General features: G+C 60.6%; 28 protein-coding genes (1 of these 28 only partly in view). 5 read left to right on the forward strand and 23 right to left on the reverse strand.

What is annotated here, in order from left to right; genetic code table 11:
* The 6 genes in view from AB5Y81_RS19045 to AB5Y81_RS19070 are tightly spaced (at most 2 nt apart) and all read right to left on the reverse strand, a layout consistent with a single transcriptional unit that may run on beyond the window.
* On the reverse strand, positions 1-684 hold the 5' portion of the coding sequence (locus AB5Y81_RS19045; protein ID WP_017781085.1) for a hypothetical protein. It extends 495 nt beyond the left edge of the window; the window shows 684 of its 1,179 coding nt (coding positions 1-684); it begins with the start codon at positions 682-684; its stop codon lies beyond the left edge, outside the window.
* A gap of 2 nt (positions 685-686) precedes the next feature.
* Positions 687-1,349: an energy transducer TonB gene (locus tag AB5Y81_RS19050; RefSeq protein ID WP_017766612.1), complete on the reverse strand. Its 663-nt coding sequence runs from the start codon at positions 1,347-1,349 to the stop codon at positions 687-689.
* Complete coding sequence (locus AB5Y81_RS19055) at positions 1,346-1,747, reverse strand: biopolymer transporter ExbD (RefSeq protein WP_010635580.1); 402 nt, start codon at positions 1,745-1,747, stop codon at positions 1,346-1,348. The genes AB5Y81_RS19050 and AB5Y81_RS19055 overlap by 4 nt, the downstream gene beginning before the upstream one ends.
* Positions 1,744-2,274, reverse strand: a complete 531-nt coding sequence (locus AB5Y81_RS19060; protein WP_005307253.1) for a MotA/TolQ/ExbB proton channel family protein — start codon at positions 2,272-2,274, stop codon at positions 1,744-1,746. Before AB5Y81_RS19060 ends, AB5Y81_RS19055 begins: the two co-directional genes overlap by 4 nt.
* Complete coding sequence (locus tag AB5Y81_RS19065; RefSeq protein ID WP_017781086.1) at positions 2,271-3,578, reverse strand: MotA/TolQ/ExbB proton channel family protein; 1,308 nt, start codon at positions 3,576-3,578, stop codon at positions 2,271-2,273. Before AB5Y81_RS19065 ends, AB5Y81_RS19060 begins: the two co-directional genes overlap by 4 nt.
* On the reverse strand, positions 3,575-4,336 hold the full coding sequence (locus tag AB5Y81_RS19070; protein WP_164464913.1) for a DUF3450 domain-containing protein: 762 nt from the start codon (positions 4,334-4,336) through the stop codon (positions 3,575-3,577). Before AB5Y81_RS19070 ends, AB5Y81_RS19065 begins: the two co-directional genes overlap by 4 nt.
* 209 nt (positions 4,337-4,545) lie before the next feature.
* On the opposite strand from AB5Y81_RS19070, the gene AB5Y81_RS19075 reads away from it, so the two are divergent.
* Positions 4,546-5,322 carry a LuxR family transcriptional regulator gene (locus AB5Y81_RS19075; RefSeq protein ID WP_016352388.1) on the forward strand — a complete coding sequence of 259 codons (777 nt, stop codon included), beginning with the start codon at positions 4,546-4,548 and terminating at the stop codon, positions 5,320-5,322.
* A gap of 69 nt (positions 5,323-5,391) precedes the next feature.
* Here AB5Y81_RS19075 and glmS read toward each other — a convergent pair whose 3' ends face one another.
* Positions 5,392-7,224, reverse strand: coding sequence for a glutamine--fructose-6-phosphate transaminase (isomerizing) (glmS, locus tag AB5Y81_RS19080; RefSeq protein WP_010635584.1), 1,833 nt, complete (start codon positions 7,222-7,224; stop codon positions 5,392-5,394).
* A gap of 51 nt (positions 7,225-7,275) precedes the next feature.
* On the reverse strand, positions 7,276-8,049 hold the full coding sequence (locus tag AB5Y81_RS19085) for a DeoR/GlpR family DNA-binding transcription regulator (RefSeq protein ID WP_005307234.1): 774 nt from the start codon (positions 8,047-8,049) through the stop codon (positions 7,276-7,278).
* 122 nt (positions 8,050-8,171) lie between these two features.
* On the opposite strand from AB5Y81_RS19085, the gene blrA reads away from it, so the two are divergent.
* The 4 genes from blrA (at position 8,172) to creD (ending at position 12,651) form a co-directional block, all read left to right on the forward strand.
* Complete coding sequence (blrA, locus tag AB5Y81_RS19090; protein ID WP_026141422.1) at positions 8,172-8,846, forward strand: beta-lactam response regulator transcription factor BlrA; 675 nt, start codon at positions 8,172-8,174, stop codon at positions 8,844-8,846.
* Between the two features lie 34 nt (positions 8,847-8,880).
* On the forward strand, positions 8,881-10,302 hold the full coding sequence (blrB, locus tag AB5Y81_RS19095) for a beta-lactam sensor histidine kinase BlrB (protein WP_201892915.1): 1,422 nt from the start codon (positions 8,881-8,883) through the stop codon (positions 10,300-10,302).
* A 75-nt stretch (positions 10,303-10,377) separates the two neighbouring features.
* Complete coding sequence (gene blaOXA, locus AB5Y81_RS19100) at positions 10,378-11,172, forward strand: OXA-12 family class D beta-lactamase (RefSeq protein WP_017780307.1); 795 nt, start codon at positions 10,378-10,380, stop codon at positions 11,170-11,172.
* 117 nt (positions 11,173-11,289) lie between these two features.
* Positions 11,290-12,651, forward strand: coding sequence for a cell envelope integrity protein CreD (gene creD / locus AB5Y81_RS19105; RefSeq protein ID WP_017780308.1), 1,362 nt, complete (start codon positions 11,290-11,292; stop codon positions 12,649-12,651).
* Positions 12,652-12,701: 50 nt separating this feature from the next.
* On the opposite strand, the gene glmU is transcribed toward creD, so the two are convergent.
* The 15 genes from glmU to mioC all read right to left on the reverse strand — a co-directional run bounded on the left by glmU (position 12,702) and on the right by mioC (position 26,493).
* The gene (glmU, locus tag AB5Y81_RS19110; protein ID WP_099360459.1) at positions 12,702-14,063 is read right to left on the reverse strand and encodes a bifunctional UDP-N-acetylglucosamine diphosphorylase/glucosamine-1-phosphate N-acetyltransferase GlmU; all 1,362 of its coding nucleotides are present in this window, start codon (positions 14,061-14,063) and stop codon (positions 12,702-12,704) included.
* 94 nt (positions 14,064-14,157) lie between these two features.
* Positions 14,158-14,586, reverse strand: a complete 429-nt coding sequence (locus tag AB5Y81_RS19115; protein WP_005307217.1) for a F0F1 ATP synthase subunit epsilon — start codon at positions 14,584-14,586, stop codon at positions 14,158-14,160.
* A gap of 18 nt (positions 14,587-14,604) precedes the next feature.
* Positions 14,605-15,993 (reverse strand): F0F1 ATP synthase subunit beta, encoded by a 1,389-nt coding sequence (gene atpD / locus AB5Y81_RS19120; protein ID WP_005307215.1) that lies wholly within the window; start codon positions 15,991-15,993, stop codon positions 14,605-14,607.
* A 33-nt stretch (positions 15,994-16,026) separates the two neighbouring features.
* Entirely contained in the window at positions 16,027-16,893 is an 867-nt protein-coding gene (gene atpG, locus AB5Y81_RS19125) for a F0F1 ATP synthase subunit gamma (RefSeq protein WP_005307212.1), read from the reverse strand.
* Positions 16,894-16,936: 43 nt separating this feature from the next.
* Entirely contained in the window at positions 16,937-18,478 is a 1,542-nt protein-coding gene (gene atpA, locus AB5Y81_RS19130; protein ID WP_010635591.1) for a F0F1 ATP synthase subunit alpha, read from the reverse strand.
* Between the two features lie 15 nt (positions 18,479-18,493).
* Complete coding sequence (atpH, locus tag AB5Y81_RS19135) at positions 18,494-19,027, reverse strand: F0F1 ATP synthase subunit delta (RefSeq protein ID WP_010635592.1); 534 nt, start codon at positions 19,025-19,027, stop codon at positions 18,494-18,496.
* Between the two features lie 13 nt (positions 19,028-19,040).
* The gene (atpF, locus tag AB5Y81_RS19140) at positions 19,041-19,511 is read right to left on the reverse strand and encodes a F0F1 ATP synthase subunit B (RefSeq protein ID WP_005307207.1); all 471 of its coding nucleotides are present in this window, start codon (positions 19,509-19,511) and stop codon (positions 19,041-19,043) included.
* A 52-nt stretch (positions 19,512-19,563) separates the two neighbouring features.
* Positions 19,564-19,806 carry a F0F1 ATP synthase subunit C gene (atpE, locus tag AB5Y81_RS19145; protein WP_005307205.1) on the reverse strand — a complete coding sequence of 81 codons (243 nt, stop codon included), beginning with the start codon at positions 19,804-19,806 and terminating at the stop codon, positions 19,564-19,566.
* Between the two features lie 58 nt (positions 19,807-19,864).
* Entirely contained in the window at positions 19,865-20,647 is a 783-nt protein-coding gene (atpB, locus tag AB5Y81_RS19150) for a F0F1 ATP synthase subunit A (protein WP_005307200.1), read from the reverse strand.
* Positions 20,648-20,655: 8 nt separating this feature from the next.
* Positions 20,656-21,066: an ATP synthase subunit I gene (locus tag AB5Y81_RS19155; protein WP_010635593.1), complete on the reverse strand. Its 411-nt coding sequence runs from the start codon at positions 21,064-21,066 to the stop codon at positions 20,656-20,658.
* A 190-nt stretch (positions 21,067-21,256) separates the two neighbouring features.
* Positions 21,257-22,171 (reverse strand): ParB/RepB/Spo0J family partition protein, encoded by a 915-nt coding sequence (locus AB5Y81_RS19160; RefSeq protein ID WP_279485075.1) that lies wholly within the window; start codon positions 22,169-22,171, stop codon positions 21,257-21,259.
* Positions 22,168-22,971 carry a ParA family protein gene (locus AB5Y81_RS19165; RefSeq protein ID WP_005307193.1) on the reverse strand — a complete coding sequence of 268 codons (804 nt, stop codon included), beginning with the start codon at positions 22,969-22,971 and terminating at the stop codon, positions 22,168-22,170. Before AB5Y81_RS19165 ends, AB5Y81_RS19160 begins: the two co-directional genes overlap by 4 nt.
* 26 nt (positions 22,972-22,997) lie before the next feature.
* Positions 22,998-23,624, reverse strand: a complete 627-nt coding sequence (gene rsmG, locus AB5Y81_RS19170; RefSeq protein ID WP_024942392.1) for a 16S rRNA (guanine(527)-N(7))-methyltransferase RsmG — start codon at positions 23,622-23,624, stop codon at positions 22,998-23,000.
* Positions 23,625-23,644: 20 nt separating this feature from the next.
* Entirely contained in the window at positions 23,645-25,534 is a 1,890-nt protein-coding gene (mnmG, locus tag AB5Y81_RS19175) for a tRNA uridine-5-carboxymethylaminomethyl(34) synthesis enzyme MnmG (RefSeq protein ID WP_005307187.1), read from the reverse strand.
* 509 nt (positions 25,535-26,043) lie between these two features.
* A complete protein-coding gene (gene mioC, locus AB5Y81_RS19180) occupies positions 26,044-26,493 on the reverse strand; it encodes an FMN-binding protein MioC (protein ID WP_005307185.1) in 450 nt (149 codons plus the stop codon).
* Between the last annotated feature and the right edge of the window lie 106 nt (positions 26,494-26,599).

The following is a 26,599-nucleotide window of genomic DNA, read 5'->3' on the forward strand; positions in this document are numbered from 1 at the left end:
CTGACGGTCGATGGCGGTTTGCAGCAGAGCCAGCGCCTGATCGCCGCGCTTGGCGGAAAGATTGAGCGACACCGCCTGTTGCCACCACTTGCTCTCTTTCGGCTCGTGGCGGATCAGCTCTGCGGCCTGATCGGCCGCCACGCCGTAGCGCTGCAGCGCGGTGAGGGCCGAGAGGCGGATGATCGCAGCCTGCTTCTGCCAGCTCTTCTTCAACAGCTGTTCACTCTGGCTGGCCGCCTCACCATACTGCTTGTTGTGGTAATGGAGGCCGGCCAGACGCAGGCGCAAGGCATCGTCAGCCTTGATGGCCAACGCGGCCTTGTAGCTGGCGATGGCACCGGCCCAGTTGGATTGCTGGGCCTGGATGTCGCCGCGCAGCCGCAGCAGTTGCAGCTGTTGCTGCTCGGGCCACTCTTTATAGGCCAGCGCCTGCTCCACGTAACGGCTCGCCTGCGCGGTCTGCTGCAGGTTGGCAGCCAGGGACGCCTGCAGCTGGGCCAGCCAGGCGCGCTCAGCATCGCTATTTGGTTTGAGGCCGGATGCCTTGCTCTGGGCCTGTTGCCACTGGCCGGACTGATAGAGCTTCATCACGGGCTCCAGCTGGCGGGAGAAAAGAGGGCTCACCTCCATCGCCAGACAGGCTTGGCTGACCAGGGCCAGCACACAGATCCAGATCCGCAACATAGTTATGACTCCAGTTTGAATTTGAGCGTGATGACTTGTACCAGCTTGTCGGTGGCACCCGGCCTAGGCTGATAGCGCCACTTGTTGATCGCCTGAATGGCCGCCCGCTCGAACTGACGCTTCGGCTTGGCCTCGACCACTTCCACATCCTGTACCCGACCGTCGGCATCGACGCTGAAACGCAGGGTCACCGACCCTTCGATGCCGGCCTGCTGGGCCCGATAGGGATAGACTGGCTCGATCCGCTGCAATGGCATCAGCATGTCGCCGGCGCCGATCCCGGCACCTTGCTGCTGGCCATGGAAGTTGCCGCTCGCGACCGGGTTGGGACTGGTCGCAACGCCAGGAGCATAGACCTGCACCGCGCTGAGGCTGGAGACCAGATCCAGGCTCGGCTGCACCGAGGGCAGCGGGGCCGCCGCCGGCATAGGCAGCGGCGTCGAGGCCAGCGCGGCAGGCGGCTCCGGCAGGGGTTCCGGCTCCTGGGGTACCGGGCGCTCACGCACCTGCACCTCGGTCACCTCGTTCTGCATGTTGATGACGATGGACTTCTGCTCGGCGCTCGCCTTCTCCCCTCTGGGCGGCTCCACCAGGGTGGCCATGAACAGCAGGATCCCCAGACTGAGGGCAATCCCCAGCCCCAGGCTCATCAGCTTGTATTTCATTTCGGTGCCACCGCCACGGCGATGTTGGCGATGCCTGCCGCCTTGGCCTCATCCATCACCCGCACCACCTTGCCGTGGGGTACCCGCTCGTCGGCCTGGATCACCAGGCTGGCATCGGGCTGTTCCGCCAGCAGGCGGGCGACGCTGGCCTGTACTCGCTCCACGTCGATCTGCTTGCGGTCGAGGAATATCTGCCCCTGAGGGCCGATCGCCAGCATGATGCTGGAGGACTTCTGCGCCTTGGCCTGGCTGGCCTGGGGCCTGTGCACCTCGAGCCCGGCTTCGCGCACGAAGGAGGTGGTGACAATAAAGAAGATCAGCATGATGAACACGATATCCAGCATGGGGGTCATGTCGATCTGCACTTCGTCGCGCTGGCGTTTGGATTGCCGTCTCATTGCATTACCTTCTCTTCTCGCAGGCCGTCCCGGGTCTTGGCCAGCGCACGCTTGGCCTGGCTCTCGAGCCGGCTGAGTAACAACACGCCGGAGAGAGCGACCACCATGCCAGCCATGGTGGGGATGGTGGCACGGGAGATCCCGCCCGCCATGCTCTCCGGGTTAAAGCGGTTGGCCGCGGCCAACGCATCGAATACGCCTATCATGCCGGTCACGGTACCCAGCAGCCCCAGCATGGGGCAGAGCACCACCAGGGTGCGGATGAAGATCAGATGACGGTTGAGCTCAAGCTCGGCCTCGGCCAGCCAGCGCCCGCGAATCGCCCGAGCGTGCCAGCTGTGGCGCTCGCTGCGGGCCTGCCAGCGGCCGAGCAGCTGGCGCTGCAGCGGGGCAAACCCCAAGTTGAGGTAGAGCAGCCGCTCGATCATCAGAATCCACATCAGCACCAGCAGGGCCAGAATGACCCAGAGCACCGGGCCGCCACGGCCCATGAAGCTCTGCAGCTGTTGCCAGATGTCGAGCATCATGCCGCCCGCTCCATCCCGTCACGGTTGCTTTCGGCCCGCTCGGCCAAAATGCCGGCCACCTGCTGCTCCAGCACGTTGGAGAGCTCGGTGAAGCGGGACTGCAGCAGGCTGTGGGCCAGGATCAGCGGAATGGCCGCCACCAGACCCTGTACCGTGGTGACCAGCGCCATGGAGATGCCGCCCGCCATGATCTTGGGATCACCGGTGCCGAACTGGGTGATGGCCTGGAAGGTGCCGATCATCCCGGTCACGGTGCCGAGCAGCCCCAGCATGGGGGCAATGGCCGCGATCACCTTGACCATGCCGATGCCGCGCTCCATGCGAGGGGTCTCCTGCAGGATCGCCTCGTCGAGACGCAGTTCGAGGGTCTCCATGCTCAGCTCGGGATGCTTGTCAGCCACCGTCAGCACCCGGCCGAGGGCATTGTCGGCATGATATTCACCGCTCTTGAGCTGGCGACGAACCCGACCCAGTTCACGGGAAAGGCTCCACAGCCGCACCCCGGCGATCCCCAGGCCGATGGCGGCCAGCAGCACTATGATGGCGCCGACCTGGCCACCTTGCTGGACTTGCTGCCAGAAGGTGGGGGCTTGCGCCAGCATCGCCAGCAGAGTGCCATGGGAGGGATCCAGCGGCAGCGCTTCTCCTTCCTGGCCCTGATAGACGGCCGCGGCGGAGAGCACGTTGCCGGGCAGGCCCAGCACCGGGCTCAGGCCTTCGGCTGTTGGCTGCAGGAACCCCTGCTCGCCAAACAGCGCGAAGCTGCCGACCCGGGTCAGTTGCTGCTCGCTGGCCGCCCCCTGAGCATCCAGCACCTTGCCGTTGAACTGGGCAACCCGGCCCGATTCGCGGATCTCCTGCAACAGGGTGGCAGGCAGCAGGGCGAGGGCGGCGCGATCCGGTACCTGCTTCTCCTGTGCCATCGCCTTGAGCGGCGCGAGGCGCTCGGGGTATTGACCCTCGACCGCGGATTCACTCAGCAGCTTGACCGCATCACTGGCCCCCTGACGGGTGACCGCAAAGATCTCGTTCATGTCGCCGGAGGCCTGCTCCCACTGGGCATTGAGCTCCACCAGCTGCTTCTCATTGGTGGCAAACTGGCTGGCCAGCTCCTTGCTCAGGCGCTGGGCCTCGGCCAGCTTGGCGCGGGCACTGTTCAGCTCCTTGGAGACGGACGCCAGATCCTGCTGTGCCTGCTGTTCACGGGCCTGTTCCTGCTGCTGCCAGGCTTCATCGGCCACGGCGGCAGTGGTGCCCAGAGAGAGGGCGAGGGCTAGGGGGAACCACTTCATGGTGACGCTCATGACTGGGCCTCCTGACCACGGCTGACGGAAAGGGGGACATTCAACAACTGGGGAACCTTCTTGTCGGCGGCCATCTCCAGCGCCTCGGCGACGGGGGAGAGCCACTGGCTGTCGAGGGGCTGCCACTGCTTGTTCTGCACTGACCAGCGCCACGCCTGGGAACGATCGGCGGTCATCGCCAACAGGGAGACCCGACCCACCGCCAGCACGTCGACCCGGCGCGGTGCGCCGTCCAGCACCAGTTCGGCGGCATAGCTGTCGAGCCGGCTGCCATATTCGGCTTCGATCTGGTAGGCCTGCAGCAGCTGGCGGAACTTCTCCGCCTCGCTCACGTCAGCCCTGGCCAGAGTGGCTTTCAGCTGTTCAACCCGCGCCAGGCGATCTTCCTTGCGCAGCGGAATGTCATTTTGTACCAGCTGCTCCAGATCGGCCTGCATCTTCAGCATCAACGGGATCAGGCCCTGCCGGGTCTCCTGTACCGCTTCCAGCTGCTGACTCAGCTTGCCCAGCTCATTTTGCTGATCGGCCACCAGAGACTGCATGTAGCGGTTGTAGGCTTCCAGATCGCGCAGTTGCAGCTGCGCATTCTGCAGCTCCAGCCTGGCGGCAACGGCCGCATCGGCGGCTTTCTCCACGCGCTGCTGGGAGGCTTTCCCGGCAGCTATGCTGTTTTTCAGTGCCGGCGCGACCAGCTCGTCGGCGCCGGCAGCGAAGTGGACTGACAGTGGCAACAAGGCCAAACCCCAAAACTTGTTCATGATATAAATCTTAACAATGATAACTATTCTCATTGTCTCAGAGTGGAGGGTCAGTGGCAATCAGATGATTTTGTTGGCCTTCGGCTGAAAAAACAGGATAATTTTTAAGCAAGCACGGGAGTCACTGGCGTTGTTCGTCACAACACCAAATTAATAAATAAAAAATATCTTTTCGATCAATGTGATAGAGATCGAAAAAGGAGAAGTTCATGTTCAACGATGCGATCTGGGAACATATCGATCGGTTCACCAAGGCCAAGAAGACCAGCGACATCCAGCAGCAGCTGGAGCGCTTCAGTCACCAGATGGGCTTTGATTACTTTCGTTTGCTGATTATTTTCCCCATCAGCATGCAGAAATCCCATGTGGCGTTGTTCAACAACTGCCCCACCAGCTGGTTCGATGCCTATTCGGAGCGGCACTACCTGACCCAGGATCCGGTCGTCTTCCTGGGGCTGAAGCAGACCCAGCCCATCTTCTGGAACAAGCTCGACTGCGACTCCCCCTGGCTGCCCAGCGCCAGCCGGGAGGTGATGAACCTGGCTGCCGACTTCGGGGTGAGAAACGGCGTCTCCTTCCCGCTGCACACGCCGCAGGGGGAACACGGCATCCTCTCCTTCATCAGCAAGGAGAAGTCCAATTCCGATCTGATGTTTGAAAACGTTCCCTTGCTGTCGTTCTGCGCCAGCTACATCTTCAACTCGGCGCTGCAGCTGATAAAGAGCAGGCCGGATCTGATGAAGTACCTGACCGAACTGTCCGATCGGGAGAAGGAGTGCCTGTTCTGGGCCAGCGAGGGCAAGACCTCCTGGGAGATCGCCACCATCCTCGGCATCAGCGAGCGGACCGTGAACTTCCACCTCAATCAGGTCACCAACAAGACCGACTCGAAGAACCGCAACCAGGCGATCGCCAAGAGCATCTCCAGCGGCATCATAGTGCCCTCGCTGGACGACGTGACCATCACCAACCTGCGGTTGTCATGACGCCAGCCCGGCAGCACAGCCAATAAAAAAGAGCCGCAATGCGGCTCTTTTTTCATTTCTGACGACGGCTTATTCCACCGTCACGGATTTTGCCAGGTTGCGCGGCTGATCCACATCGGTACCCTTGATGAGGGCTACATGGTAGGAGAGCAGCTGCAGCGGCACGGTATAGACGATCGGCGCGATCACCTCTTCCACGTGGTTCAGGCTCATCACCCGCATGGTCTCGTCGCTCTTGAAGCCGGTATCGGCATCGGCGAAGACGTAGAGGATACCGCCACGGGCACGCACCTCTTCCACGTTGGACTTGAGCTTCTCCAGCAGATCGTTGTTCGGCGCCACCACTATGATGGGCATCTCGGCATCGATCAGCGCCAGCGGACCGTGCTTCAACTCACCGGCGGCATAGGCCTCGGCGTGAATGTAGGAGATCTCTTTGAGCTTGAGAGCCCCTTCCATGGCGATGGGGTACTGGCTGCCGCGACCCAGGAACAGGCTGTGGTGCTTGTCGGCAAACTCTTCGGCCAGGGCCTCGATATCCTTGGCCAGCGCCAGGCTCTCCTTGATGCGCAGCGGCAGGGCCTGCAGCGCCTTGACCAGCTCGGCTTCGGCGGCGGCGCTCAGGTTGCCGCGGCAACGACCGATGGAGGCCACCAGCATCAGCAGACCGGCCAGCTGGGTGGTGAACGCCTTGGTAGAGGCCACGCCAATTTCAGCCCCCGCTCGGGTCATAAAGGCCAGATCCGATTCGCGCACCAGGGAGGAGCCCGGCACGTTGCAGATGGCCAGCGAGCTCATGTAGCCGGACTCCTTGGCCAGGCGCAAGGCGGCCAGGGTATCGGCGGTCTCGCCACTCTGGGAGAGAGTCACCAGCAGGCTGTTGGGGCGCACCACCGACTTGCGATAGCGGAATTCGGAGGCGATCTCCACGTCGCAGGAGACGCCGGCGATCTCTTCGAACCAGTAGCGAGCCACCATGCCGGAGTGATAGGAGGTGCCGCAGGCGACGATCTGCACGTGATCGACCTTGTCGAAGATGGCGCGCGCGCCGTTGCCGAAGGACTCGACCACCACGTGATCACCACCCAGACGCCCTTCCAGGGTGTTGGTGATGGCCTTGGGTTGCTCGTGGATCTCTTTGAGCATGTAGTGGCGATACTCGCCCTTGTCACCGGCGTCGTGGGAGAGTTCGGACTCCTGCTCTTCACGCACCACGGCCTCGCCGTGGGTATCGAAGATGTGCACGTCGCGACGGGTCACTTCGGCCACGTCACCCTCTTCCAGGAAGATGAAGCGACGGGTCACCGGCAGCAGCGCCATCTGGTCGGAAGCGATGAAGTTCTCGCCGATGCCGCGGCCGATCACCAGCGGGGAGCCGGAACGGGCCACCACCACGCGGCTGTCGTCACGGCTGTCCATCACCACGGTGCCGTAGGCGCCGCGCAGCTGCTTCACCGCGACCTGCATGGCAGCCAGCAGGCTGGGGGCGGATTTCAGCTCGTGGTGCACCAGGTGGGCGATCACCTCGGTGTCGGTGTCGGAGCTGAACACATAGCCCAGCGCCTTCAACTCTTCACGCAGCTCTTCATGGTTCTCGATGATGCCGTTGTGCACCACCACGATATGCTCGGAGACGTGAGGGTGGGCATTGCGCTCGGACGGTTCGCCGTGAGTGGCCCAGCGGGTGTGGGCGATGCCGGTACCGCCATGCACGGACTGCTCGTCCAGCGCCTTGGCCAGCTCGGCCACCTTGCCGAGGCGACGCACCCGCTGCAGCGGCTGACTGGCGCTGAACACGGCCACACCGGCCGAGTCGTAGCCGCGATATTCCAGACGGCGCAGACCCTCTACCAGAATTTCAGCCACATCACGTTGGGCGACGGCCCCGACGATGCCACACATACACTTCTCCTTAAGACGCTATTGATTCGGTTGGATAATCATTTGTTCAGGTCAGACTGCCACGGGGGCGCAGATCAGCTGGATCCCCTTGGCCTGAATTCGTTCTCTGGCCGAGATGGCCAGCCCCTCGTCGGTCACCAGGGTATGGATGCTGGACCAGGGCAGTTCGAGATTGGGGATCTTGCGGCCGATCTTCTCCGACTCCACCATGACGATGACCTCCCGCGACACCTCGGCCATCACCCGGGACAGCCCCACCAGCTCATTGAAGGTGGTGGTACCGCGTTCCGGATCGATGCCGTCGGCACCGATGAACAGCTGGTCGAAGTCATAGGAACGCAGCACCTGCTCCGCCACCTGACCCTGGAAGGATTCGGAGTGGGGGTCCCATGTGCCTCCCGTCATTAACAGGGTAGGCTCGTTTTCCAGCTCGCGCAGGGCGCCGGCCACATTGAGGGAGTTGGTCATCACGATGAGACCGCGCTTGTTGCCGAGCAGCGGGATCATGGCGCTGGTGGTGGTGCCGCTGTCGATGATGACGCGGTTGTGATCGCGGATCCGTTCGGCCGCCGCCTTGGCGATAGCCAGCTTTCGTTTCGAAACTTGCTCTGGATTGCCGTCCACCACCATCTCGCTGGGCAGGGGGACGGCGCCACCGTAACGACGCAGCAACAGACCACCGGTCTCCAGCACGGCCAGATCTTTGCGAATAGTCACCTCGGAGGTGGAGAAGTGCTTGGCCAGGGCATCGACGCTCACTTCACCCTGCTCCTGCACCAGGCTCACTATGGTGTGACGGCGCTGCTGAGTATTACGTTTGGTCATCTTAAGGTTTCGATTCGAAAGAATTTCGAAATATTAATGCCTTTTCTGGAAAAATCAAACGGCAAATAGGATCCGATATGGTTCGATGCCAGAATGGGGAGCTGATTTGCGACGAGGATGCCATGCAAAAACGAACCATCTGGCTGGTAGAAGATGAAGCCAGCATCGCCGACACCCTGATCTATGCCCTGCAAACCGACGGTTTCGAGGTGGAGTGGTTTTCCCTCGGCCAGCCGTTGCTGGCGCGACTTGCCCAGTCGCGCCCCGACTTCCTGATCCTGGATGTGGGGTTGCCGGACATCAGCGGCTTCGAGCTGTGCAAGGAGGTACGAGCCCGCTGCGACGTTCCCCTGATGTTCCTCACTGCCCGCAGCGAAGAGATAGACCGCCTGATCGGGCTGGAGATAGGGGCCGACGACTATGTGGCCAAGCCCTTCTCGCCCCGCGAGGTGTGCGCCAGGGTACGGGTAATCCTGCGCCGCAGCCAGCCAGCCGCCACCCAGCCGAGCCAGACACTCACCCTGGACGAGGAGCGGGCCCGCATCAGCTTTCACGGCCAGCCGCTGGCGCTCACCCGTTACGAATACCTGCTGCTCAAGACCCTGATGCAGGCGCCGGGCCGGGTCTACTCCCGCCAGCAGCTGATGGATCTGGTGTGGAGCGGGGCGGAGGAGAGCCTGGATCGTACCGTGGATACCCATATCAAGACCATCCGTGCCAAGCTGCGGGAGCGGGATCCCCACGCCAACCTGATCCTGACCCATCGTGGACTCGGCTACAGCCTGGAGCAGGCATGAACAGACGGTTGCCGGGTCACGGCCGGGGGATGACATGAGAATCGGACTGCAACTACTGTGCGGGCTGGTGCTGATCTTTGCGCTGGCCGCCTGGTTCGTGCTGGAGATCTTCGTCGAGGAGATCAAACCAGGGGTGCGCAGCGCCACCGAAGATACCCTGGTGGACATGGCCCAGATGCTGGCCCCGCTCGCGCTGGATGACCTGCAGGAGGGGAAAATGGCCGACGGCCGGCTGGCCAGCGCCTTCGCCCGCCTCAACCAGAGCCCCATCAACGCCCTCATCGACGGCCACCTCAAGCAGCAGGCGGAGTACCGCATCTATGTGGTCGACCGCTGGGGCAAGGTGGTTTACGACTCGGACGGGGTGGATCTGGGCAAGGACTACTCGCGCTGGAACGACGTCTACCTGACCCTGCGCGGCGAATACGGCGCCCGCAGCACCCGCAGCGATCCCGACGATCCCACCAGCTCGGTGATGCACGTCGCCGCCCCGCTGCGGGAGGGGGACGACATCCTCGGCTCCCTCACCGTCGCCAAACCCAACCGCACCCTGCTGCCCATGATAGAACGCAGCGAGCACCAGCTGCTGCAGGGGGCAGCCTTGCTGCTGTTCATCTCACTGCTCATCGGCGCCCTGCTGGTGTGGTGGCTCAACCGCGCCATCGGCAAGCTGGTGCACTATGCCGATGCGGTCAGCCAGGGCCAGCCCGCCACTCTGCCACGCCTCTACAGCCCGGAGCTGGATCGGCTCGGCCGCTCCCTTGAGACCATGCGCCGCCAGCTGGACGGCAAGGCCTACATCGAAGCCTATGTGCACAGCCTGACCCACGAGCTCAAGAGCCCGCTGGCCGCCATTCGCGGGGCAGGGGAAATACTGACCGAGGCCCCGCCGCTGGACGTCGCAAAGCGCTTTATCGGCAACATCAATCTGGAGACGGCCCGCATGCAGCAACTGATCGAGCGGATGCTGCAGCTGGCCAAACTGGAGTCGGGGCAGGGGCTGGACAGACAGGCGGTCGAGCCGGCCAGGCTGGGCAGACGGGCGCTAGACGCCCGCCAGATCCTGGCCCAGCGCCGCCAGATCACCCTGCACGCCGAGCTGGGGGAAGCCCAGAAACAGAAGTGGGATCCCCTGCTGGTGGAACAGGCCCTCGGCAACCTGCTGGACAACGCCCTCGACTTCTCCCCCGTCGGCAGCACCCTCAGGCTGAGCGGCACCATGGAGGAGGGGGGTTACTGCTTCCGGGTGCGGGATCAGGGACCCGGCATTCCGGCCTACGCCCTGCCGCGCATCTTCGAGCGCTTCTACTCCCTGCCCAGACCCGACAAGGGCAAGAGCAGCGGCCTCGGGCTCAGCTTCGCCATGGAGGTGGCGCGCCAGCACGGCGGCCGGCTGACCCTCACCAACCAGGCTGACGGCGGAGTGCTGGCCGAGCTCTGGTTGCCAGCGGGCTGACACTTCACACTGGGCACATAAAGCGGCGCTATGCTGGTGTTTTCCCAGCGAACTTTATGCGCTCAAGGAGCCCCCATGTCCCGCCTTCTGTTATCCGGCCTGCTCGGCGCAGGCCTGCTGTTTTCGCTGCCGGCCAGCGCCGCCACCGGCTGCTTTCTCTATGCCGACGGCAACGGCCAGACCCTCTCCAGCGAAGGGGATTGTTCAAGCCAGCTGCCACCCGCGTCCACCTTCAAAATTCCGCTGGCGCTGATGGGCTATGACAGCGGCTTTCTGGTAGACGAAGAGCACCCGGCGCTGCCCTTCAAGCCGGGTTACGACGACTGGCTGCCCGCCTGGCGGGAGACCACCACCCCGCGCCGCTGGGAAACCTACTCGGTGGTCTGGTTCTCCCAGCAGATCACCGAATGGCTGGGGATGGATCGCTTCCAGCAGTACGTCGACCGTTTCGACTACGGCAACCGGGATCTCTCCGGCAACCCCGGCAAACACGACGGCCTGACCCAGGCCTGGCTCAGCTCCAGCCTGGCCATCAGTCCAGAGGAGCAGGCCCGCTTCCTCGGCAAGATGGTGAGCGGCAAGCTGCCGGTGTCGGCGCAGACCCTGCAGTACACCGCCAACATCCTCAAGGTGAGCGAGATCGACGGCTGGCAGATCCACGGCAAGACCGGCATGGGCTATCCGAAGAAGCTGGATGGCAGCCTCAACCGGGATCAGCAGATCGGCTGGTTCGTCGGCTGGGCCAGCAAACCGGGCAAGCAACTCATCTTCGTCCATACCGTGGTGCAAAAACCCGGCAAGCAGTTCGCCTCCCTCAAGGCCAAGGAAGAGGTGCTGGCCGCCCTGCCGGCCAAACTGAAAACCCTGTGATACCGAGACCGGCGCTCTGCGCCGGTTTTTTTATCCCCCTTCACCCCTACTTCACACAGCCCCATCCCCCCTTCACCCGACCCAGCCACACTCGCTCCATCAACAAGGAGACGTGTCATGGTCAAACAGATATTCAGCCACAAGATCTTTCTGCTGCTGTTGCTCAGCCTGCTGCTGATGGTGCCGGTGCAATCCATCATGGAGCTGAACCGGGAGCGCCAGGCCTATCGCAGCCAGGCCATCCACAGCATCATGGCCAGCAGCAGCGGGCCGCAGCGACTGCTGGGGCCGGTCGTGGTGCAGCCTTATACCCGCACCGTCACGGTGGAGCAGGATGGCAAGCGCTTCGAGCGCAAGCTGCAGCTCTATCGCTACCTGCTGCCGGAACAGCTGGATGTGCAGGCCAGCATGGAGGTGACCCCGCGCAAGCTCGGCATCTACCAGGCACAGGTCTATCACACCCGGCTCTCCCTCTCCGGGCGGCTGCCTGCCGAACTGAACGGTCAGACCCTGATCAGCGGCGAACCGGATCTGACCGTCGATGGGGCCGATCCCGCCCTGGTGGCAGGTAAACCCTATCTGAGCCTGGTGCTGTCCGATGCCCGCGGCATCAACCGGGTACCCGAGCTGCAACTGGGGGAGCAGCGCATCCCGTTCGCCCCCGGCGCCCTGCTGGGTGACGGACTGGCCGGCATCCATGCGCCGCTCGCGGCCCTGCCGGGGGAAGGTGGCGCTTTTCACATCGAACTGGACCTGCAGGGGATGAACCAGCTGGAAGTGGTGCCGCTCGGCCAGGACAGCAGGCTCAACCTCGCCAGCAACTGGCCCCACCCCAACTTCATCGGCGACTTTCTGCCGGGCAGCCGTACCCTCACCGCCAGCGGCTTCGAGGCGAGCTGGCAGAGCAGCTGGTTTGCCACCGACATGGAGAGCCGTTTCAACCGGATGATGAAGGGTACCAGCGGCGATCTGCCCGCCTTCAGCATCAGCCTGGTGCAGCCGGTGGATCACTATCAGCAGAACGAGCGGGCCGCCAAGTATGCGCTGCTGTTCATCGGCCTCACCTTCCTCAGCTTCTTCATGTTCGAGCTGCTCAAGGGGCTGCGGGTGCACCCGATCCAGTACGCGCTGGTGGGCATGGGGCTGGCCATCTTCTATCTGGTGCTGCTGGCACTCACCGAACACCTCGGCTTTGCCTGGGCCTATCTGATTGCCGCCCTGGCCAGCGTGGCCCTCAACGGCTTCTACCTCAGCCATGTGCTGGGTGGCCCCAAACAGGGGCTCGGCTTCGCGGCCCTGCTCGGGCTGGTCTACGCCATCCTGTTCGGCTTGCTGCAGGCCGAGGAGATAGCCCTGCTGCTCGGCGCCCTGCTGCTGTTCGCCATCCTGGCGCTGGTCATGGTGCTGACCCGCAAGCTGGACTGGTATCGGGTGATGGGGAACGCCCCGATGCCCCCCGCCAGCGGGCAGGAGAGCTGAAAACAAAACCGGCGCCATCAGGCGCCGGTTTGCATTTCATTGATCGGGCATCACTTCTTCTTGACCGGGCGAGCCCAGTTCTGGATATGGCGCTGTGGCACCCGGGTAATCACCAGCTCGTTCTCGGCCACGTCCTTGGTGATGGTGGAGCCGGCCCCCAGGGTCGCCCCCTTGCCGATACGCACCGGTGCCACCAGCTGGGTATCGGAGCCGACGAAGACGTCATCCTCGATGATGGTCTGGAACTTGTTGACCCCGTCGTAGTTGCAGGTGATGGTGCCGGCACCGATGTTCACCTTGGCACCCACCTCGGCATCCCCCAGATAAGTCAGATGACCGCACTTGGAGCCAACCCCCAGCCGGGCCTTCTTCATCTCGACGAAATTGCCGACGTGGGCATCCTGCTCCAGTACGGCACCCGGGCGCAGGCGAGTAAAAGGACCGACCGAGCACTGGTCGGCGATTTGCGCGCCTTCGATGACGGAGTAGGGTTTCACCTCGGTGTGATCGCCGATCACGCAATCCTTCAGCACGCTGCCGGCCCCGATGCGGACGTGGTTACCCAGCACCACCTTGCCTTCGATGATGACGTTGACGTCGATCACCACCTCTTCCCCGATCTCCAGGGTACCGCGCAGATCGAAGCGGGCAGGGTCGATCAGGGTGGCACCGGCGATCATCAGCTTCTCGGCCTGCATCTGCTGATAGCTGCGCTCGAGCTGAGCCAGCTGCACCCGGTTGTTGGCCCCTTCAACCTCCATGGCGCTGTCCGGGTGAACCGCGGCGATGGGGCAGTTGTCGGCGTGGGCCATGGCAATGACGTCGGTCAGATAGAACTCGCCCTGGGCATTCTTGTTGTCCAGACGGGAGAGCCAGCTGCGCAGCTGGCCACCGTTGGCCACCAGCACGCCGGTGTTCACTTCGCGGATGGCGAGCTGCTCGGCGTTGGCATCCTTCTGCTCGACGATGCCGACCACCTGACCATTGCTGCGCACGATGCGGCCATAGCCGGTCGGGTTGTCCAGCACCACGGTCAGCAGCGCCATGCCGTCGTCGGCCTTGGCGGCCAGCAGCCGCTGCAGGGTTTCCGGCTGGATCAGCGGGGTGTCACCGTACAACACCAGCACGTCGTCTTCATCGTTCCAGAACGGGATGGCCTGGGCCACCGCATGACCGGTTCCCAGTTGCTGGGCCTGCAGCACCCAGTTCAGGTCGGATGCCTGGATCCGCTCCTTCAGCAGTTCGGCACCGTGGCCATAGACCAGGTGCAGCTGCTCGGCCCCCACCTGGCGGGCGGTATCGATCACATGGGAGACCATGGGCTTGTTGGCGACCGGGTGCAGTACCTTGGGCAGGGAGGAACGCATACGGGTACCTTTACCCGCAGCAAGGATCACGACGTTGAGGGACATAATTCGACCTTTGGAACATGAAAAAATACTCGGCGGAGTCTATCCAACGAGTAAAAAAAAAGCGACCCGCAGGTCGCTTTTTACCTCACCGTTATTAACGGTAATTCTTTTTGACGATATCGATGACCCGCAGTTGAGCCATCGCCTTGGCCAGCTCGGTGGCGGCCTGGGCGTAGTCGATATCACCATGGGAGCTGTGGATCCGCTCTTCCGCCGCGCGTTTGGCTTCCTGGGCTTTCGCCTCATCCAAATCGTCGGCACGAATCGCGGTGTCCGCCAGCACGGTCACGGCTTCGGGCTGCACTTCCAGCATGCCGCCGGAGATGTACAGCACCTCTTCAGTTCCGTTCTGCTTCACCAAGCGGACCAGGCCCGGCTTGATGGCAGTCAGCAACGGAGCATGACCGTGGCGGAGACCCAGCTCACCTTCGGAGCCTGATACCTGAGCGGACTGCACGCGACCGGAAAACAGTTTTCCTTCGGCGCTCACCACGTCCAGGTGAAAGGAGATCATCTCAGCCATGGGCCCTCCTATCGAGGCTTACAGTTTCTTGGCTTTCTCGACAACTTCGTCGATGCTGCCAACCATGTAAAACGCCTGCTCCGGCAGATCGTCGTACTCGCCTTTCAGGATGCCCTGGAAACCACGGATGGTCTCTTTCAGCGGCACGTATTTGCCCGGAGAACCGGTAAACACTTCGGCCACGAAGAACGGCTGGGACAGGAAACGCTCGATCTTACGGGCACGGGCTACGGTCAGTTTGTCTTCTTCTGACAGTTCATCCATACCCAGGATGGCGATGATGTCCTTCAGCTCCTTGTAGCGCTGCAGTACGGTCTGAACGCCACGAGCAGTCTCGTAGTGCTCCTTGCCAACCACCAGCGGATCCAGCTGACGGGAGGTGGAGTCCAGCGGGTCAACGGCCGGGTAGATACCCAGTGCCGCGATCTGACGGGACAGTACCACGGTCGCATCCAGGTGGGCGAAGGTGGTCGCCGGAGACGGGTCGGTCAAGTCATCCGCAGGCACGTAAACGGCCTGTACGGAGGTGATGGAACCGGTCTTGGTGGAGGTGATGCGTTCCTGCAGAACACCCATCTCCTCGGCCAGGGTCGGCTGGTAACCTACTGCAGAGGGCATACGGCCCAGCAGTGCGGATACTTCAGTACCGGCCAGGGTGTAACGGTAGATGTTGTCCACGAAGAACAGCACGTCACGACCTTCGTCACGGAACTTCTCGGCCATGGTCAGGCCGGTCAGCGCCACGCGCAGACGGTTTCCGGGCGGCTCGTTCATCTGACCGTAAACCAGAGATACTTTGTCCAGTACGTTGGACTCCATCATCTCGTGGTAGAAGTCGTTACCCTCACGGGTACGCTCACCTACACCGGCGAACACGGAGTAACCGCTGTGTTCGATCGCGATGTTACGGATCAGCTCCATCATGTTTACGGTCTTGCCTACACCGGCACCACCGAACAGACCAACCTTACCCCCCTTGGCGAACGGGCATACCAGGTCGATAACCTTGATACCGGTCTCCAGCAGGTCGTTGCTGTTGGACTGATCTTCGTAGCTGGGAGCCGCGCGGTGGATGGACCAACGCTCTTCTTCACCGATCGGACCTTTTTCGTCGATCGGATCGCCCAGTACGTTCATGATCCGACCCAGAGTCGATACGCCGACCGGCACCTGGATGGATTTACCGCTATTCACTACTTCCAACCCACGACGCAGACCGTCGGAGGAGCCCATGGTGATGCAACGAACGACGCCGCCACCGATCTGTTGCTGAACTTCCAGCACCAGACCCTGGCCTTGACCTTCGCTGACAACCTTCAGTGCATCGTACACCTGGGGCACGGCATCTTGCGGGAACTCGATGTCCACCACAGCGCCGATGATTTGGACGATGAAACCGTTACTCATGTCAAATCCTCTAAACCTTTGATAACCCTTGCCTTACACCGCAGCAGCACCGGACACGATCTCTGTCAGTTCCTGGGTAATACTGGCCTGACGGGCCTTGTTGTATACCAGTTGCAGATCGTTAATCAGGTTACCGGCGTTGTCAGTCGCGGCTTGCATGGCAACCATTCGGGCTGCCTGTTCACTTGCCAAGTTTTCCACTACCCCCTGGTAGACCTGGGATTCGACGTAGCGAATCAGCAGGGTATCCAGCAGTTGCTTGGGATCCGGCTCATAGAGGTAATCCCAGTGGTGTTTCTTGGCGAGCTTGCTGTCTTCAGTTACGGGCAAAGGCAGCAGTTGATCGACTCGTGGTTGCTGAACCATGGTGTTGACGAACTTGTTGTACACCAGATACAGCCTGTCAATCTCACCGTTGTCGTAAGCCTTCAGCATGACCTTGACTGAACCAATCAGGTCATTGACGCTCGGGTTATCGCCCAGTCCTGCGACGTGAGCTTTCACCTTGGCGCCGTGCCGTTCAAAGAAGTTGGAGGCCTTGTTGCCGATCAGAGCCAGGTCAACCTTGGCTCCTTTCGCACTCCATTGCTTCATGTCATTGAGGGCAGCCTTGAACAGGTTGATGTTCAGACCACCACACAGGCCACGGTCGGTGGAGACGACGATGTAACCCACTCGCTTGACCTCACGTTCGATGAGGTAGGGGTGCTTGTATTCCAGGTTCCCCTGAGCGATATGGCCGATCACCTTGCGCATGGTTTCAGCGTACGGACGGCTGGCAGACATGCGATCTTGCGCACGGCGCATCTTGCTTGCTGCCACCATTTCCATAGCGCCGGTGATCTTCTGAGTGTTTTTCACACTCGCGATCTTGTTACGTATCTCTTTTGCGCCGGCCATCTCTTACTCTCCATCAGGTGGCAGCTCGCGCTGCCACACACGCTTACCAGGTCTGGGTTGCCTTGAAGTTGTCCAGCAACGCAGTCAGCTTGCCAACGATCGCGTCGTTGTAGTCGGCCTTGGCATTGATTTCAGCCATCAGCTCGGCATGCTGGGTATTGGCGTAAGAGAGCAGAGCGGCTTCGAAGTCGACGATCTTGTTCAGCTCGACATCGGAGAGATAGCCTTTTTCCGCGGCGAACAGCACCAGAGACTGGTGAGCCACGCTCAGCGGAGAGTACTGCTTCTGCTTCATCAGCTCGGTCACTTTCTGACCGTGGTCCAGCTGCTTGCGGGTCGCATCGTCCAGGTCGGAAGAGAACTGGGCGAATGCAGCCAGTTCACGATACTGGGCCAGCGCGGTACGGATACCACCGGACAGCTTCTTGACGATCTTGGTCTGAGCGGCACCACCTACACGGGATACAGAGATACCCGGGTCAACGGCCGGACGGATACCGGAGTTGAACAGTTGTGAAGTCAGGAAGATCTGGCCATCGGTGATGGAGATCACGTTGGTCGGAACGAACGCGGATACGTCACCGGCCTGGGTTTCGATGATCGGCAGCGCGGTCAGAGAACCGGTCTGGCCTTTCACGGCACCGTTGGTGAACTTCTCTACGTACTCGGCGTTGACGCGAGCAGCACGCTCCAGCAGACGGGAGTGCAGATAGAAAACGTCGCCCGGGTAGGCTTCGCGTCCTGGCGGACGGCGCAGCAGCAGGGAGATCTGGCGATAAGCTACGGCCTGCTTGGACAGGTCATCATAGATGATCAGCGCGTCTTCACCGCGGTCACGGAAGTACTCACCCATGGAGCAGCCGGCATACGGAGCCAGGTACTGCAGGGCAGCCGCTTCGGAGGCAGAGGCAACCACCACGATGGTGTTGGCCAGGGCGCCGTGCTCTTCCAGCTTGCGTACCACGTTGGCGATGGTGGAGGCCTTCTGGCCGATCGCAACGTAGACACACTTAATGCCGGAGTCTTTCTGGTTGATGATGGTGTCGATGGCGATGGCAGTCTTGCCCACCTGACGGTCACCGATGATCAGCTCACGCTGGCCACGACCGATAGGGATCATGGCATCGATGGCTTTCAGACCGGTCTGGACCGGCTGGTCAACAGACTTACGCTCGATAACGCCCGGTGCAATCACTTCGATCGGCGAGAAGCCGTCGTTGTCGATTGGACCTTTACCGTCGATCGGCTGACCCAGGGTGTTCAACACCCGGCCCAACAGACCACGACCGACCGGCACTTCCAGAATGCGGCCAGTCCCTTTTACTTTCATTCCTTCTGACAGGCCGTCATAGGAACCCATGATCACCGCACCGACGGAGTCACGCTCCAGGTTCAATGCCAGAGCGTAGCGGTTGCCCGGCAGCTCGATCATCTCACCTTGCATGGCATCGGCCAGGCCGTGAATACGAATGATACCGTCGCTCACAGAGACGATGGTACCTTCGTTACGCGCTTCGCTCTTTACATCAAACTGCGCAATGCGCTGCTTGATCAGCTCGGCGATTTCAGTGGAATTCAGTTGCATGCTCTAATACCCCAATCAAGATTGCAGCGCGTCAGCCATGCGATCCAGCTTACCGCGGACCGTGCCGTCGATAACCAGGTCACCGGCCTTGATGAGCACCCCGGCCATCAAGGACGCATCCATGCTGCAATTCAGCTTCACTTTGCGCGCGAGACGTTGTTCCAGAGAAGCCTGAATATTGGCTTTCTGCTGGTCGGTCAGTTCGATCGCCGAAATCACGTCAGCCTGAACTTCTTTATCCAGTTCAGCCTTGAACGCGATGAATTCGGCAACGACCGCCGGCAGCACACCCAAGCGACCATTCTCGGCCATCACCCGGATCAGGTTCTGACCATGCTCGTCGAGTTGCTCACCACAGATGCCGACAAACAACTTTGCCAGCTCTTCGGCAGCCACAGAGCCGTTTACCAGGTTGTGGATGGTCTCGTTCTCCGCTACTTGTGCAGCGAAGCCGAGCATCCCCAGCCACTGGTCAACCGCCTTGTGCTCAACGGCAAACTCGAAAGCAGCCTTGGCGTAGGGGCGAGCGATTGTAGTCAGTTCAGACATAGCCCCGTTCCCGTTACAGTTCTGCTACCAGCTTGTCGACGATGTCGCTGTTGGCAGCCTGGTCGATTTGGCGCGCCAGGATCTTCTCTGCACCAGCAATGGCAAGAGCAGCAACCTGCTTACGCAGTTCTTCTTTGGCACGATGACGTTCAGCTTCAATCTCGGCACGGCCCTGAGCCAGGATTTTTTCCCGCTCAGATTGGGCACCGGCAGCAGCTTCATCAATGATCTGGGCCTTGCGTTTGTTGGCCTGTTCAATGATTTCTGCAGCCTGGAGCTTGGCTTCTTTCAGCTGATCGGTGGCGTTGGCCTTGGCCAAATCCAGATCTTTCTTGGCACGCTCGGCAGAAGAGAGGCCGTCAGCAATGGTTTTCTGACGGGCTTCGATGGCAGCCATCAGCGGCGGCCACACGTACTTCATGCAAAACACTACGAAGAAGAAAAAAGCAACTGCTTGGCCGAGGAGGGTGGCGTTGATATTCACAGCCTGTGTCCTCTTAGTTAGTTAATGGGTTATGTCCGGAGGTCGCTATGACTTAGCCGGCAACCGCAAACATCACGTACAGACCCAGACCAACGGCGATCATCGGGATCGCATCCACCAGACCCATCACGATGAAGAACTGGGTACGCAGAACAGGGATCAGGTCCGGTTGACGAGCTGCACCTTCCAGGAATTTGCCACCCAGGATACCGATACCGATGGAAGCGCCGATAGCCGCCAGACCCATCATCATTGCAGCAGCGATGTACAGCAGGTCCATGTTCAAGTTTTCCATGAGGATCTCCATTTATTTAGATGTAATTGATTGTATAAAAAGGATTATTTGAGTTGCATCAACCATGGTCTTCTTGAGCCATCGACAGATAGACGATGGTCAGCACCATGAAGATAAACGCCTGCAAAGTGATGATCAGGATGTGGAAAATTGCCCAAGGCACGGACAGGATCCACTGAGACCACCAGGGTAGCAAACCCGCAATCAGGATAAAGATCAGTTCGCCAGCATACATGTTGCCGAACAGTCGAAGACCCAGAGAAACAGGTTTGGAAATCAGCGTAACAGTTTCCAGGATGAGGTTAACCGGGATGGCCGCCGGGTGGTTGAAAGGCTGAAGCGTCAGCTCCTTCACAAACCCGCCGATACCCTTGACCTTGATGCTGTAGTACAGGATCAAGAAGAACACGCCCAAAGCCATGGACATGGTGATGTTAACGTCAGCAGAGGGAACCACACGCAGATAGGGAACACCCATCAACTGTGCAGCGTGGGGGATAAAGTCAACGGGGATCAGATCCATCAGGTTCATCAGGAAGATCCACACAAACACCGTCAGGGCCAAAGGTGCGATGACCTTGTTGCGACCGTGAAAGATGTCCTTGACGTTACCACTCACAAACTCGACCAGCATCTCCACAAAGCACTGCAGTTTACCGGGCACACCACTGGTAGCGTTGACGGCTACGCGGCGGAACAACCAGATAAACAGAGCGCCCAACAGAACAGAAAATATCATTGAGTCGACATTGACTGTCCAGAACCCAGACCCGACTTGCAGATGGGTCAGATGGTGGGAGATATATCCCTGAGGAGTCAGGACTTCTCCGGTTGCAGACATGAGTTTTCCTAATAGTGGTTGTTAAGCGTGAATGAGACTATCCACTGTACAACGAGGGCGAGGATATAAGTGGCAAAGAACGAGACGGTATCGACCTCGATCCCGGCGCCAAACATCAGGGCGAAAAGTCCTGTTGTAGTAATGAGCTTAATCCCTGCCCCACCATAAAAGTCCCGCAGAACCAGGCCCACGCTCTCTTTCGTCACCTTGCGGCGCAGAACCCAGAGCGTGAACAGGGCTTGAGGAACCCAGTACATGCTCCCCCCGTAGAGAGAGGAGCGTCCGGCAAACGCACCGGCCTGGTAAAACCAGACGGTACTGATCGCCAGGATCAGGACGAGCTGACAAACGAGCATAGCCAAGGCCAGCGTTAAACCTTCCAAGGCTATTTTCTGCTTCACCAACCTACCCCTGAACATTACAGAACTGTAAAAAATCGGGATCCGAAGACCCCGCGTTTACAGCCCAAAAAGCCGGTCAAATTATACCCTTGAAGACAGCTATTGCAACATGGCAAAAATCCTTAATTTTTGCGGCTTTCCGCACAGAATTAAGGTTATGTTCATATCAAAAGGAATGGATGTTTTATTACTACAAAAAGCGTAAAAATCACGATTCTGACAGGCCAAAATAGCTCAATACCCGGTCCAAATCCGCCAAGTTCTCGTAACTAATTACTAACTTGCCGCTATCCTGTTTTCCCGGCTGAAGTTGTACCTGATTGCCAATTTTTTCTGAAATCTGGCGCTCGAGATAACCAAACTGGGGATCGCGGACGGGCTCGACCCTGGCTTTTGCCGGTTCCAGCGCCTTTTGCACCAACTTCTCGGTATCTCGCACGGTCAGCCCCTTCTGGGCCACCAATTTGGCCAGTTCAGACTGGGCCTGGCCGCTCAGGGCCAGCAGGGCACGGGCATGGCCCATATCGAGGTCACCGTGCTCGACGAAGCGCTTCACGTCGTCGTTGAGCTGGTTGAGGCGCAGCAGGTTGGTCACCGTGGTGCGGGACTTGCCCACCGCATCGGCCACCTGCTGGTGGGTCAGTTCGAATTCGGTCAGCAGCCGCTGCAGGGCGACCGCCTCCTCGATGGCGTTGAGGTCTTCACGCTGGATGTTTTCGATGAGCGCGATGGCGACGGCCGCCTCGTCAGGCACGTTCTTGACCAGGCAGGGCACCACCTCGAGGCGGGCCAGCTGGGAGGCGCGCCAGCGCCGCTCACCGGCGATGATTTCGAAGGATTGCTCGCCGAGGGGGCGTACCACGATGGGCTGGATCACCCCCTGGGCACGGATGGAATTGGCCAGCTCTTCCAGCGCATCCTGCGACATGTCCTTGCGCGGCTGGTACTTGCCGGACTGCAGCCACTCCACCGGCAGCTTGCGCAGTTCGCCCTGGTTGGTCGGGGTCGGTGCCATGGCCTGCTCGGTGCGCTGATCGCTCATCACCTGCTTCTGGCGCGCGGCCGTGCTGGTGCTGAGCAGAGCGTCCAGCCCCTTGCCCAGCCCACGTTTTTTCGGCGTCATATGCTCTCTCGGTCTGCGATGGTCACCTGACGCTCCTGCTCCTGGCGACGCAGGATCTCGCCAGCCAGAGCCAGATAGGCCTTGGCGCCCACCGATGATTTGTCATAGTGCATGGCCGGGGCGCCGAAACTCGGTGCCTCCGCCAGTCTTACGTTGCGGGGAATGATGGTGCGATAGACCTTGTCCCCGAAGTGCTGTTTAAGCTGATCGGACACATCATTGGCCAGCCGGTTGCGGTGATCGAACATGGTGCGCAGCACCCCTTCGATCTTCAGATCCGGATTGACCACGGCTGCCAGCTTGCTGATGGTGTCGACCAGGGCGGTCAGCCCTTCGAGCGCATAGTATTCGCACTGCATGGGCACCAGCACGGAGTCGGCGGCGGCCATGGCGTTGACGGTCAGCATGTTGAGAGAAGGCGGGCAGTCGATGAAGACGTAGTCGTACTTGTCCCGCACCGCGGCCAGCGCGTTGCGCAGGCGGATCTCGCGGGCGAAGAACTCCATCAGACGAATTTCGGCCGCGGTCACGTCGGCGTTGGCGGCGATCAGGTGATAGCCCCCGGAGGTTTCGGGGATGATCACCTCGCCGATGGGGGCGTCCTCGATCAGCAGCTCATAGGCGGTGCGCTCGACTTCGTACTTGTCGACACCGCTGCCCATGGTGGCATTGCCCTGCGGATCCAGATCGATCACCAGCACCTTGCGGCGGGTAGCGGCCATGGAGGCGGCCAGATTCACACAGGTGGTGGTTTTACCCACTCCACCCTTCTGGTTGGCTATGGCGATGACTTTTCCCACACTGTCCCCTAAATGAAACTGCGACCCTATTCGGGCTGGATATGTTTGAATTCCAGCAGATGACGTTCGCCTTCCAGCTCCGGCACCACCAGTTGATGGGAGGCGACCAGACGGATGTTGGCGGGCAACTGGGCCAGCTCCTGCTCGGGATACTGTCCCTTGAGCGCGAGGAAGCTGCCCTGGGCCGACGGCAGATGGTGACACCAGCCCAGCATGTCCTCCAGCGAGGCGAAGGCCCGGCTCAGCACGCCGTCAAATCCCACCTCGGGCTGATACTCCTCGACCCGGGATTTGACGGGAGTCACGTTGGTCAAGCCCAGCTCCAGGATCACCTGGCGGATGAAGTTGATCCGCTTGCCCAGACTGTCCAGCAGCACGAACTGCTTGTCCGGATTGATGATCGCCAGCGGCAGTCCGGGCAGACCCGGGCCAGTGCCCACATCGATGAAGCGCTCACCGTGCAGGTGCCGGCTCACCACCAGGCTGTCGAGGATGTGCTTGACCAGCATGGCGTCCGGATCTCGTACCGAGGTGAGATTGTAAGCCTTGTTCCACTTGTGCAGCAACTCGACAAGCCGAACCAACTGGGTCTTTTGGGTCTCGGTGATAACAATTCCGGCCTGCATGAGCAGGCCGTTCAATCTTTCCAGCATGTTTTGCAACGGTAGGATCCTCAGGCGGTTTTACGCAGCAGGCCGTGTTTTTTCAGATGAACCAGCAGAATGGAGATGGCCGCCGGGGTGATGCCGGAGATGCGGGACGCCTGACCTATGGTCTGCGGCTTGGCATCGTTGAGCTTGGCGATCACCTCGTTGGAGAGACCGTTGACGTCGCGGTAGTTCATGTCCAGCGGCAGCAGGGTGTTCTCGTTGCGCAGCTGCTTCTCCACCTCGTCGTGCTGGCGTTCGATGTAGCCGGCGTACTTGATCTGGATCTCCACCTGATCGGCGGCGGCCGAATCGCTCAGCGCAGGCCCGACCCCCTCGATGGCCATCAGCGCATCGTAGGTCACCTCGGGGCGACGCAGCAGCTCTTCCAGGCTCTGCTCGCGGGTCAGCGGGGTGTTGACCAGGGCGTTGACTGCCTCCAGCGACGGATGTTGCGGGTGGATCCAGGTCGAGCGCATGCGCTGACGCTCCTGCTCCACCTGTTCCATCTTGGCGTTGAACTTGCTCCAGCGCTCGTCATCCACCAGGCCCAGCTCGCGGCCGATGGCGGTCAGGCGCAGATCGGCGTTGTCTTCCCGCAGCAGCAGGCGATATTCGGCACGGCTGGTGAACATGCGGTAGGGTTCGCGGGTTCCCAGGGTGGAGAGATCGTCCATCATCACGCCGATGTAAGCCTGATCCCGGCGCGGATGCCAGGGATCCTTGCCCTGCGCACGCAGGGCGGCGTTCAAACCGGCCAGCAGTCCTTGGGCTGCCGCCTCTTCATAGCCGGTGGTGCCATTGATCTGGCCGGCGAAGAACAGGTTGCCGATGCACTTGCTCTCCATGTTGGCCTTGAGATCCCGCGGATCGAAGAAATCGTACTCGATGGCATAACCCGGGCGGGTGATGTGCGCATTCTCGAAGCCACGCACGGAGCGGACGATCTGCACCTGCACGTCGAACGGCAGGCTGGTGGAGATCCCGTTCGGGTAGAGTTCGTGGGTGGTCAGGCCTTCCGGCTCGACGAAAATCTGGTGCGCCGTCTTGTCGGCAAAACGGGTGATCTTGTCCTCGATCGACGGGCAGTAGCGCGGGCCAATCCCCTCGATCACCCCGGCGTACATGGGGCTGCGATCCAGGTTGTTGCGGATCACCTCGTGGGTGCGCTCGTTGGTATGGGTAACGTAGCAGGGCACCTGACGCGGATGCTGGCTGGCATTACCGATGAAGGAGAAGACCGGACGCGGATCGTCGCCGTGCTGGGCCTGCATCACCGAGAAATCGACGCTGCGGGCATCGATGCGGGGCGGCGTACCTGTCTTGAGGCGATCAATGCGCAGCGGCAGTTCCCGCAGGCGCTGGGCGAGGGCGATCGAGGGAGGATCCCCGGCGCGGCCCCCCTTGTAGTTTTCCATGCCGATGTGGATCAGGCCGTTCAGGAAGGTACCCACGGTCAGCACGACCGTCTTGCCGCTGATGCGGATCCCGCTCTGGGTGACCACGCCGGCAACCCGATCCCCGTCCATGATGAGATCGTCACAGGCCTGCTGGAAGATCTTCAGGTTGGGGTAGTTCTCCAGCATCTGGCGCACGACTGCCTTGTAAAGCAGACGATCCGCCTGGGCGCGAGTGGCGCGAACCGCCGGGCCCTTGGAGGAGTTGAGGGTACGGAACTGGATCCCGCCAAGATCGATGGCACGCGCCATGATCCCGCCGAGAGCGTCAACTTCCTTGACCAGGTGTCCCTTGCCGATCCCGCCGATCGCCGGGTTGCAGGACATGTGTCCCAGCGTATCGATATTGTGGGTCAGCAACAGGGTATTGAGGCCCATCCGGGCTGCCGCTGTTGCCGCTTCGGTTCCTGCATGACCGCCACCGACGACGATCACATCAAATTGTTCATGGTATTGCATTGGGGATCACCTTGATCTGCACGCCTGAAGATCTTTGTTTGCCTGTGCTCGAGGGCGGAACATTCTATCTGTTTAGCGTCCTGAGGGGAACGTCTACTTAACGTTCAGTATGGAGGGAGGATCCACTAAATAGATCTTAAGGATCTTTAGATCGATCTTTTATTGGATCTTTTATTAGGATCCGCCACTTCTGTTGATAAGCACTTTTTGATCATAAAGATCATCGTCTTAAGAGCGATCTCTGGTTGTGGAAAAGCTTGGATCCTGGCCCCGTGAACTGGGGGATAACAAGGGTTTTTATGCACAGACACCCTTTGGTTTAGATCTAATACATGGATAACTATAGGTTTTACAGAGTTTCACACAGGAGTTATTCACAATTTCTCGGAGCATTCTAGGGGAACCCTTGGAACAACTTCTCCGGATCCACCTGTTAATAACCTGGTGGATAGCGATCTGGGGATAAGCGGGGAGATCGAGCCGTTCTTGCCGGATCTCCCGCTCCCGGTTCAGGCGATCAGGGCCAACCAGTCCCGGATCCAGATTTCGGCTGCATCTTCCGGGATCTCGTGCCGGGTCACGTCGATGTCGAGACGATCCCCAATCCGGCTGGCGCCGCACTCGGCCAGCAGTCGATCCAGCGTCTTGCCACCCTGGCAGAAGGTGTCATAACTGCTGTCTCCCAGCGCGATCACCCCGTATTTCCAGCCATCAAGATCCGGACGCTGCTCGGCAAGATCCTTGGCGAAAGGCTGCAGATTGTCGGGCACATCGCCGGCACCGTGGGTGGAGGTGACCACCAGCACTATGGCCTCCGGCTCGGCAAGCACCCTGGCCAGGCTGGCGGGGTTGTGGATCTCGGTTTGATGGCCCGCTTGTTCCAGCAGGCCGGCGATGTGGTCCGCGACATATTCAGAGGCGCCCAGCATGGAGCCGACGACGAGATTGAGTTTGGCCATGGAATGGATCCTGATTTCAGACGAAGCAAGAGAAAGCCGGATTCTACCGCCAAAGGGTGTGGATAAATATGGATAAAGCTTGGGGATAATGGATCCTCGCTGCTTT

Origin of the sequence: Aeromonas sp. s2, assembly GCF_040907935.1 — a bacterium.
GTDB lineage: Bacteria > Pseudomonadota > Gammaproteobacteria > Enterobacterales > Aeromonadaceae > Aeromonas > Aeromonas dhakensis.